Raw genomic sequence first — 8,918 nt, 5'->3', positions numbered from 1 at the left:
TATAAGAGACAGGGGCGCCGGGGCCGGGGCCGCCAGCGACGGCACCGACGAGAGGACCACGTTGACGTCCGCCGGGTTCGCGGACGCGGTGCCCGTGTTGCAGATCGTCACGGACGCGGTGAAGGGTTCGCCCTGGCGCAAGCTCGTGGGGCCCGTCACGGAGCGGACGGTCAGGTCCGGGGCGTTGCCCACGCCCACCAGGCCCTGCACGAACGCGTTGTTGTCCTCGCGCAGCTCCGCCGTGTTCTTCCACGCATCCGCGATGGCGCCCAGGTACAGCGGCTGGTTGGGCATCGCGGCGGGCGGCGGATAGGCGGAGCCGGAGAACGGCACCGCGCGGCACTGGCCCGCGGCCAGGGTGCCCAGGGGCATCGCCCCGACCACGGACTGCGTGGTGGGCGGCGGGCCGGAGGACGCCGGCATCGTCAACCCATTCACCGTGGACAGGTACACCTCCAGACCGCTACCGGAGGTGGCCTCCGTGCCCACGTTGCAGACCGTCGCGGACCCGCTGAAGGGCTGACCCGGCGTCATGCTGGCCGGCGCGTCCACCCGGGTGACCACCAGGTCCGGCTGGTTGCCCACGCCCATCAGGCCGCGGACGAAGCCGTTGTTGGTCTCGTCCGACTCCGACACCGTCTTCTGCGTGTCCACGATGGCGCCCAGGTAGTAGGCGGCGTTGCCCGTGAAGCCCGCCAGCGGGCTGACGGGGAAGGTCAGCGAGCGGGTGACGCACTGGCCCGCGTACACCGCGCTCACGGCCGTCTGGCCCTGGGTGAGCTGGGTGGTGGGGGGCGGCAGCGAGCCCGAGGGCACCTGCTGCGTGGGTGTGGTGGACAGGTACACCTGGAGCATCGAATTGCCGTAGACGTTCTGGTCACCGACGTTGCAGACCTTCGCGGTGACGGTGACGTTCTGTCCCGGCTTCGCGCTGTCCGGAGCCTTCAGCTCCGTGATGCGCAGGTCCGGCCCGGGGACCAGCGCGCCGGCCTGCTGCTGGAGCGCGGAGGCGTCCTCCGGGGTGGAACCGCCGGAACAGCCGGTGAGCGCGAGCGCGCCCGTGATGAAGAGACACGAATGCCGCCATGGCGGCGTACGCCGAGACATACGGACTCCGGGTGTGGGGTGTGGAGGAGACGATACAGGCCCGGTGTGACATCCACCGGGCCCGCACCTCTCTTCTAGGAGTGAACCCCGGCAGGGAAAACATGTTTCAGTTCTTCCCCCACAGACTCTGTCTTCACTCCACCTCCACACGTCCATTCGCGACCAGCCACCGCGTGGTGGTGCACGCGCGGGCGAAGGGCGCGTCGTGGGTGACGAGTAGCAGCGCGCCGGGGTAGTCGCGCAGCGCCGCCTCCAGCCGCTCGATGGACGGCAGGTCCAGGTGGTTGGTGGGTTCGTCCAGCACCAGGGCCCAGGCGTGCTGGCCCAGGCCGCGCGCGATGGCCAGCTTGCGCGCCTCGCCGGGCGACGGCTGTCCGGACGCGAGCAGCCGGTGCGGGTCCACGCCCAGCGCGGCCACCAGGGACATCACCCGGCCGCGCTCCTCCGGGGGCAGCTCCCGCACCGCGGCCAGCATGGCGCGCGTCTCGTCCTCGCCCAGGTCCTGGGGCAGGTACAGGAGCTTCTCGCGGGGCACGCGCGACTGCTCCAGCAGCGCCTTCAGGAGCGTCGTCTTGCCCGCGCCGTTGGGGCCCTCGATGCGGATGCGCGCCTCGCGGTCCACGTCCAGGCGCGTGGGGCCCAGCACCTCCACGTCGCCGGCCTTCAGCCCCGGCGTGTCGAACGTGAAGAGGAACGGGTTGGGAGAGCGCACGTAGTCCACGAACACGGAGCGGCCCACGGTCTTGTCCACGGTGAAGGTGCCCACCGCGGACTCGGCGCGCTCCAGCTCCCGGCGCTTCACGGTGACCTGGTGGCCCAGCCGGGACTCGGCCCAGCTCGCGAGCGTGGAGGGGCCCAGGCCGCGCGCGTCGCTGTCGTTCTTGTTGCGCATCCGCCGGCCGGTGCTGCGCGACAGGGTGGCGCCCTGGTGCTCGCGCCGGGCCTTGTCCAGCAGCTGCGCGGCGCGGTCCCGCTCCGCCTTGGACTGCTGGTGGGCGGCGACCTCGGACTCGCGCTCCGCCTCCCAGTGGCCCTTCGCGGCGGAGTAGGCGCCCGGGTACAGGTGCGCCTCGCCGCCGTGCACGCGCAGCGTGGCCTGGGTGAGCGTCTCCAGCAGCTCCCGGTCATGGGACACGACGACGCCCACGCCCCGGAAGCGGCGCAGCGCGGCCACCAGCCACGCTCTCGCCTCCGCGTCCAGGTGGTTGGTGGGCTCATCCAGCAGGAGCACGTCCGGCTCGCGGGCGAGCGCCGCGCCCACCTGCCAGCGCTTGCGCTCTCCCGGGGACAGCGTGGGCCAGCGCTCCAGCGCGGTGACGTCCAGGCCCAGCTGGCCCTGGAGCCTGCGCGCCAGCGCGTCCCAGGCGTCCGCGAACGCGGTGATGTCGGGCGTGAGCACCTCCACGCCCTGCGGACACAGGCACACGAGCGGCGAGTCCGGCTCGAACTGGAGCTGCCCCGAGGTGGGCGTCAGCTCCCCGGACAACAGGCGCAGCAGGGTGGACTTGCCGGCGCCGTTGGGGCCGACGAGGCCCGTCCAGCCCGCGGCGAGGTGGAACTCCACGTCGGTGAGGACGGGAACGGCATCAGTGAAGGAAAAGCAGACGCGGTGCGCGCGCACGGAGGACGAGGACGAGGGCATGTTGAAGCGACTCCTGAAACCGGAAGCCAGCGCACACGCCCATCAGGGCCGTGTGGCGGCGGGGTACAGCCAGGGACCGGGGTTTCAGGCGTACAGCTTCAAGGGTCAGCGAACCTCGTTCAGGGGAAGACCTCTGACATCTCCCCGCGTGGACAGCCGGTGCTTCAGGTGCAGCATGCGGCGTGGCCCGGGCGGATGGCAAGTCCGGGCGCGCGCCGCGATAGGGGCACCGACGGCAAGAACGTCGGTGCCCTGACAACGATTCCCCCGAAGGGGCCGGCTACTCGTCCGACGGCGGCGGCTGCACCCGGCGGGTGGCCGGGAGGGTGGCGTTCGCGGCGGCGTTGCGGGCCAGGGCCTGGGCGCTCAGCGCGGAGGCGGACGGCGGGCGGCCCGCGGGGAGCCGGGCCGCCTCCGGCGCGGCAGCCGGGGCCTCGTTGGCGAACACCTCCTTCAGCATGGCGATGGAGCCCAGCGCGGTGGTGGCCTCGTAGGGGACGAACATCTTGTTGTCGCCCTTGCCCAGCTCCTGGAGGGTCTCCAGGTAGCGCAGCGCGAGCACCTCCGGCGTGGCGCGGCCGGTGTGGATGGCCTCGAAGGTGAGGCGGGTGGCCTCGGCCTTGCCCTCGGCCTCCAGCATGACGGCGCGCTTGTGGCCCTCCGCGCGGGCGATCTCCGCGTCGCGCTCCGCTTCCGCGCGCAGGATGCGGGAGATCTTCTCGCCTTCGGCCTGGAGGATGGCGGCGGCCTTGTCGCCCTCCGCCTTGGTGACCTCCGCGCGGCGCTCGCGCTCGGCGGTCATCTGCTTGGCCATGGCGGACTTGATGGCCTGGGGCGGCTCAATCTCGCGCAGCTCCACGCGCGTCACCTTCACGCCCCACTTCTCCGTGGCCTCGTCCAGCACCATGCGCAGCTTGGTGTTGACCGTCTCGCGGCTGGTGAGCGTCTGATCCAGCGTGAGGCCGCCCATGACGTTGCGCAGGTTCGTCATGGTGAGCTGCTCGATGGCGAGCGCCAGGTTCTCCACCTGGTAGAGCGCCCGGCTGGGGTCGACGATCTGGTAGTAGATGACCGAGCCGACCTCCATGTTGACGTTGTCATGGGTGATGACCTGGACGGTCTCGAAGCCCATGACCTGCTCGCGCAGGTCCACCAGCGTGTTGCGCGTGAAGCGGTTGCCGGCGCGCATCTCCATGGCGCGCGGGCTGTCCATGAAGGGGATGAGGATGTTGAGGCCGCTGGAGGCCACGCGGTGGAACTTCCCCAGCCGCTCCACCACCATCACCTTGGCCTGGGGAACGATGCGCACCCCGGTGACCATCGCGAACACGACGGCGGCGGCCAGGAACAGCAGAACAATGGTCAGTCCCATCCTACGTTCTCCTTCTTCTGCCGCGCCGGTTGCAGCGCGACTTCGTGGGACGCCGACGGGCGTCGCACCCACAACTTGAGGCCTTCAATCTGCTCCACGGTGACGCGCTCGCCCTCGGGCAGGGGCCCGGACAGGGAGCGGGCCATCCACAGCTCGCCGTTGATGCGCACGATGCCCCCGTGCCCCTCCGCCAGCGCCTCCGTCACCACGGCCTCCTGGCCCAGCATCGCCTCCGCGCCCGTCTTCAAGTGCACGGCGTCCCGCATGAAAACGTGCTTGAAGAGGGTGCGGGACGCGCCGAACAGGGCGGCGGACACCAGGGTGAAGACGAAGAGCTGGCTGTTGAGGCCCAGGCCCGCCCCGGCCATCAGGGACGCCATCAGCGCGCCCACGGCGAACCAGAGCGTCACGAAGCCGGAGAGCTTGATCTCCATCGCCCCCAGGACGATCGCGGCAATAAGCCAGAGCTGCCAGGCGGTGGGGTCCATGGGGTCCTTGTTTGGCAGCCGCTTCGGCCGCCTGTCAAACCGGGCAAGCGGGCATCAGGAATCAATCCGGAAGGAGGGTGGGTTCCGGGCAGGGACCTAAGGGCGCCCGAGCCAGGGGAAAAGCCGATGCCATACCTGTCCATCCGTGGCGCTCGACTGTACTACGAGGACACCGGGGGAAGCGGAGAGCCGGTCCTCTTCAGCCACGGGCTGCTCTGGGACTCCCGCCTGTTCCACAGGCAGGTGGAGGCCCTGAGGGGCCACTACCGCTGCATCGTGTACGACCACCGGGGCCAGGGACTGAGCGAGGCCCCGCCTGGCGACTCGGTCATCGACCTGCGCACGGTGTACGAGGACGCGGTGGCCGTCATCCAGGCACTGGGCCTGGCGCCATGTCACTTCGTGGGCCAGTCCATGGGCGGCTTCGTGGGCCTGAGGGTGGCCGCGCGGCACCCGGAGCTCCTGCGCTCGCTGTCGCTCTTGGACTCCTCCGCCGCGGCGGAGCTGCCGCTGACGCTGGCGCGCTACCGGCTGTTGACGACGCTCACGCACTGGCTGGGGCTGAGGCCGGTGGTGGACCGGATCATGTCGCTCTACTTCGGGCGCACGTTCATGAGGGATCCGGAGCGGGCCGCGGAGCGGGCGTTGTTGCGCCAACAGCTGGTGGCGAACCCGCGCGCGGTGTGGCGCGCGATGCAGGGGGTCATCCATCGGCGCAGCGTGGAGGGGGAGCTGCACCGCATCGTGACGCCCACGCTGGTGCTGGTGGGGGACGAGGACGCGGTGACGGTGCCGGAGGTGGCGGAGCGGCTGCACCAGCGCATCCGGGGCGCGCGGCTCAAGCGGCTGCCCTGCGGCGGGCACATGTGCATCCTGGAGCAGCCCCAGGCGGTCAACGCCGCGCTGGGAGACTTCCTGGAGGAGGCGGAGCGCACCTCGCTCCAGGAAGAGGTGCTGGCGGTGGGCTAGCCCCGGGCCTCGGGCTCGCGGCAGACGGCCTCCGACGCATCGTCGGCCTGCGCGGACTGCACGGAGGCCTGCGGCTCGGACGGAGCGACCGACGGGATGCAGACGCCGTAGTCACCGCAGGTGATGATGTGGCCGGCCTCCAGACAGAGCTCGGCGCACGACTCCGCTTCACAGAAGGTGTTGGTGCAATCCGGCGGCCGCGCGCTGGCGGTCAGCGGCGCGAGGAGGAGGGCGGGGACCAGGAGCAGGGAGCGGCGGAGCAGCGTCATGAGGTACCTCGGGGAACGAGTAGCACCACTGCGGCTGAGAGCGGTCCGGACACAGGGACCGCCCGGCGCATGCTCACCCGGAACCCAATGACAAATCAAAACCTCATTCCTGGAGTCGGCGAAGACACCGCTCCATGAATGAGTGACCCCGCTGGGTTCTCAGCCCTGGGCCTGCTCGACGGGAGCGCGGCAGACGCGCTCCGCGTCATCGGTCTCGATCTGGGTGGGCTGCGCGGAGGACTGAGGCTCGGACGGCTGCACCAGCGCGTTGTGGCAGAGGCCGACGTCCCTGCACGTCGTGGAGGACCCGTCCATGTCCAAGCAATAGGTGTAGCAGGGCGTCGTGATGGTGCACCTGTCTTCACAGTAGGGAGGATACGGAGCCGTCGCGCTGGCGGACAATGGCGCGAGCAGGACGGGGGCCAACAGCAGGGAACGGGCGAGCAGCTTCATGAGGCACCTTGGGGAACGGGTGGCACCACTGCGGCTGAAGGCTGCCATTGCAGCGAGGACAGCCCATCCGGATGTTCGCTGGAGTCAATGACAAATCAAACGCAAGGGCGCTGGGATTGCGCGCTGTTGGACGCCTGTCTTCAGTCCGCCGTCTGGCACAACCCATGAAGTCGCCCTCTCGCTGAACGTCGATCCAATCTAGCGCCTGAACGCCCGCTCAGTATCTTGATCAGGCGTGAGCTACGCCGAGCTGGTGTGCCGGTCCCACTTCTCCTTCCTGCACGGCGCCTCCCACCCGGAGGAGCTGGTGGCCACCGCGGCCCGGCTGGGCCTGTCCGCGCTGGCGCTGACGGATCGGGACGGGCTCTACGGCGTGGTGAAGGCGCACCTCGCGGCGAAGGAGCACGGCGTGAAGCTGCTCCTGGGCGCGGAGCTGACGCTGGAGGACGGCCCCCCGGTGATCGTGTACGCGAAGGACGCGGGCGGGTACGCGAACCTGTGCCGGCTGGTGTCCCACGGCCGGATGACGCACCCCAAGGGCGAGGCGGGCCTGCCCTGGCGCAAGGTGGCGGAGCACGCGTCAGGGCTGCTCGCGCTGCTGCCGGGCCCCGCGTCGCTGGAGGCGGTGGCCCCGCTGGCCGAGGCGTTCCCCGGCGGCTTCCACGTGGGCCTGAGCCGCTCGCTGTCGGCGGGGGACGCGGCCCGGGAGGCGCGAGCGGAGGCCCTGTCACGAGCGCTGGGCGTACCCCTGGTGGTGCACAACGACGTGCACACGCACCACCGCGACCGGCAGCCTTTGCAGGACGTGCTCACGTCCATCCGCCACGGGGTGACGGTGGATCAGGCGGGCACGCGGCTGTTCCCCAACGCGGAGCGGACGCTGAAGTCCCCCGGGGACATGGCGCGGCTGTTCGCGGACCGGCCGGAGGCGCTGGCGCGCACGGTGGAACTGGCGTCGCGCTGCGAGGCCACCCTGGACTCGCTGCACTACCGCTTCCCGGAGGAGGACCTGCCGGAAGGGCGCACGGCGGATCAGCACCTGCGGGTGCTCACGGAGGCGGGCCTGCGCACGCGCTATCCCGGGGGCGTGCCGCCCGCGGTGACGAAGCAGATCGACCATGAGCTGCGGCTCATCGCGGCGCTGGACTTCGCGGGGTACTTCCTGTCGCTGTGGGACATCGTGATGTTCGCGCGGGGGCGGGGCATCCTGTGTCAGGGACGGGGCAGCGCGGCGAACTCGGCGGTCTGCTACGCGCTGGGCATCACGGCCATTGATCCGGTGCGGATGGGGCTGCTGTTCGAGCGCTTCCTCAGCATGGAGCGCAAGGAGCCGCCGGACATCGACGTGGACTTCGAGCACGAGCGGCGCGAGGAGGTGCTCCAGTACGTCTACGAGAAGCACGGCCGGCGCCACGCGGGCATGGTGTGCGAAGTCATCTGCTACCGGGGGCGGCTCGCGCTGCGCGAGGCGGGCAAGGCGCTGGGGCTGTCGTTGGATCAGGTGGACCGGCTGTCGCGGGTCGCGTCGTCGCACGGCTTCCAGGTGACGCCGGACGTGCTCCAGGAGGCGGGGCTGTCCCCGACGGACGGGCGCGTCTTGCGGACGCTGTCGGTGGCGAAGGAGCTGGAGGGCGTGCCCCGGCACCTGTCCATCCACGTGGGCGGCTTCGTGATGACGCGCGAGCCGCTGGTGGACCTGGTGCCGGTGGAGAACGCGGCGATGCCCGGGCGCACGGTCATCCAGTGGGAGAAGGACGACATCAACGCGGTGGGCCTCCTGAAGGTGGACCTGCTGGCGCTGGGCATGTTGACGGCGCTGTCGCGCTGCTTCGCGTTGATCCACAAGCACTACGGCCGCGAGCTGTCCCTGGCCACGGTGCCGCCGGAGGATCCGAAGGTCTACGACATGCTGTGCGAGGCGGACACGGTGGGCGTGTTCCAGATCGAGAGCCGCGCGCAGATGAACATGCTGCCCCGGCTGCGGCCCCGGGAGTTCTACGACCTGGTGGTGCAGATCGCCCTCATCCGGCCGGGGCCCATCGTGGGCAACATGGTGCACCCCTACCTGCGCCGGCGGCACGGCCAGGAGCCGGTGACGTACCCGAGCGATGAAGTGCGCGGCATCCTCCAGAAGACGCTGGGCGTGCCGCTCTTCCAGGAGCAGGCGATGCGGCTCGCGATGGTGGCGGCGGGCTTCAGCGCGGGGGAGGCGGACGGCCTGCGGCGGGCGCTGAGCCACAAGCAGGCGGAGGCGCGCATCCTCCCGTACCGGGGCCGCTTCGTGGAGGGCTGCGAGGCGCGGGGCTACTCACGCCAGCAGGCGGAGGAGTGGTTCGACCACTTCCGGGGGTTCGCGCACTACGGGTTCCCGGAGAGCCACTCCGCGAGCTTCGCGCTGATCGCCTATGCCTCCAGCTGGCTGAAGTGCCACTACCCGGCGGCCTTCACCGCGGCGCTGCTCAACTCGCAGCCCATGGGCTTCTACGCACCGCACACGCTGGTGGCGGACGTGCAGCGGCACGGCGTGGAGGTGCGGCCGGTGGACGTGCGCCGTTCGAGCTGGGACTGCACCCTGGAGGACGGGGCGGTGCGGCTGGGCCTGAGGATGGTGCGGGGGC

The 8,918-nt window shown here is 70.7% G+C and carries 8 protein-coding genes; 2 read left to right on the top strand and 6 right to left on the bottom strand.

What is annotated here, in order from left to right; genetic code table 11:
- The 4 genes from D7W79_RS33710 to D7W79_RS33695 form a co-directional block, all read right to left on the bottom strand.
- Positions 1-1,107: CARDB domain-containing protein (locus D7W79_RS33710; protein WP_276375523.1), on the bottom strand; the 1,107-nt coding region annotated here is incomplete at its 3' end.
- A gap of 133 nt (positions 1,108-1,240) precedes the next feature.
- A complete protein-coding gene (locus D7W79_RS33705; RefSeq protein ID WP_120529445.1) occupies positions 1,241-2,749 on the bottom strand; it encodes an ATP-binding cassette domain-containing protein in 1,509 nt (502 codons plus the stop codon).
- Between the two features lie 280 nt (positions 2,750-3,029).
- Positions 3,030-4,121: an SPFH domain-containing protein gene (locus D7W79_RS33700; protein ID WP_120529444.1), complete on the bottom strand. Its 1,092-nt coding sequence runs from the start codon at positions 4,119-4,121 to the stop codon at positions 3,030-3,032.
- The gene (locus D7W79_RS33695; RefSeq protein ID WP_120529443.1) at positions 4,112-4,609 is read right to left on the bottom strand and encodes an NfeD family protein; all 498 of its coding nucleotides are present in this window, start codon (positions 4,607-4,609) and stop codon (positions 4,112-4,114) included. The genes D7W79_RS33700 and D7W79_RS33695 overlap by 10 nt, the downstream gene beginning before the upstream one ends.
- 126 nt (positions 4,610-4,735) lie before the next feature.
- On the opposite strand from D7W79_RS33695, the gene D7W79_RS33690 reads away from it, so the two are divergent.
- Positions 4,736-5,578, top strand: a complete 843-nt coding sequence (locus D7W79_RS33690; protein ID WP_120529442.1) for an alpha/beta fold hydrolase — start codon at positions 4,736-4,738, stop codon at positions 5,576-5,578.
- Here the strand turns inward: D7W79_RS33690 and D7W79_RS33685 are convergent.
- Positions 5,575-5,847: a hypothetical protein gene (locus tag D7W79_RS33685; RefSeq protein ID WP_120529441.1), complete on the bottom strand. Its 273-nt coding sequence runs from the start codon at positions 5,845-5,847 to the stop codon at positions 5,575-5,577. The genes D7W79_RS33690 and D7W79_RS33685 overlap by 4 nt on opposite strands.
- Positions 5,848-6,006: 159 nt before the next feature.
- A complete protein-coding gene (locus D7W79_RS44610) occupies positions 6,007-6,162 on the bottom strand; it encodes a hypothetical protein (RefSeq protein ID WP_208729910.1) in 156 nt (51 codons plus the stop codon).
- Between the two features lie 373 nt (positions 6,163-6,535).
- Between D7W79_RS44610 and D7W79_RS33675 the strand changes: the two genes are divergently transcribed.
- On the top strand, positions 6,536-8,918 hold a 2,383-nt coding region (locus D7W79_RS33675), incomplete at its 3' end, for a DNA polymerase III subunit alpha (protein WP_120529439.1).

Source organism: Corallococcus exercitus (assembly GCF_003611585.1).
Classification (GTDB): domain Bacteria; phylum Myxococcota; class Myxococcia; order Myxococcales; family Myxococcaceae; genus Corallococcus; species Corallococcus exercitus.
Note: the sequence above shows the minus strand (reverse complement) of the source record. Positions and strands in the feature narration are given on the sequence as shown.

What these genes read in the sequence shown, in the direction of transcription:
- D7W79_RS33695 (WP_120529443.1), bottom strand. Translation starts at nt 4,609, where the DNA reads ATGGACCCCACCGCCTGGCAGCTCTGGCTTATTGCCGCGATCGTCCTG.
- D7W79_RS33685 (WP_120529441.1), bottom strand. Translation starts at nt 5,847, where the DNA reads ATGACGCTGCTCCGCCGCTCCCTGCTCCTGGTCCCCGCCCTCCTCCTC.
- D7W79_RS33700 (WP_120529444.1), bottom strand. Translation starts at nt 4,121, where the DNA reads ATGGGACTGACCATTGTTCTGCTGTTCCTGGCCGCCGCCGTCGTGTTC.
- D7W79_RS33705 (WP_120529445.1), bottom strand. Translation starts at nt 2,749, where the DNA reads ATGCCCTCGTCCTCGTCCTCCGTGCGCGCGCACCGCGTCTGCTTTTCC.
- D7W79_RS44610 (WP_208729910.1), bottom strand. Translation starts at nt 6,162, where the DNA reads ATGGACGGGTCCTCCACGACGTGCAGGGACGTCGGCCTCTGCCACAAC.
- D7W79_RS33690 (WP_120529442.1), top strand. Translation starts at nt 4,736, where the DNA reads ATGCCATACCTGTCCATCCGTGGCGCTCGACTGTACTACGAGGACACC.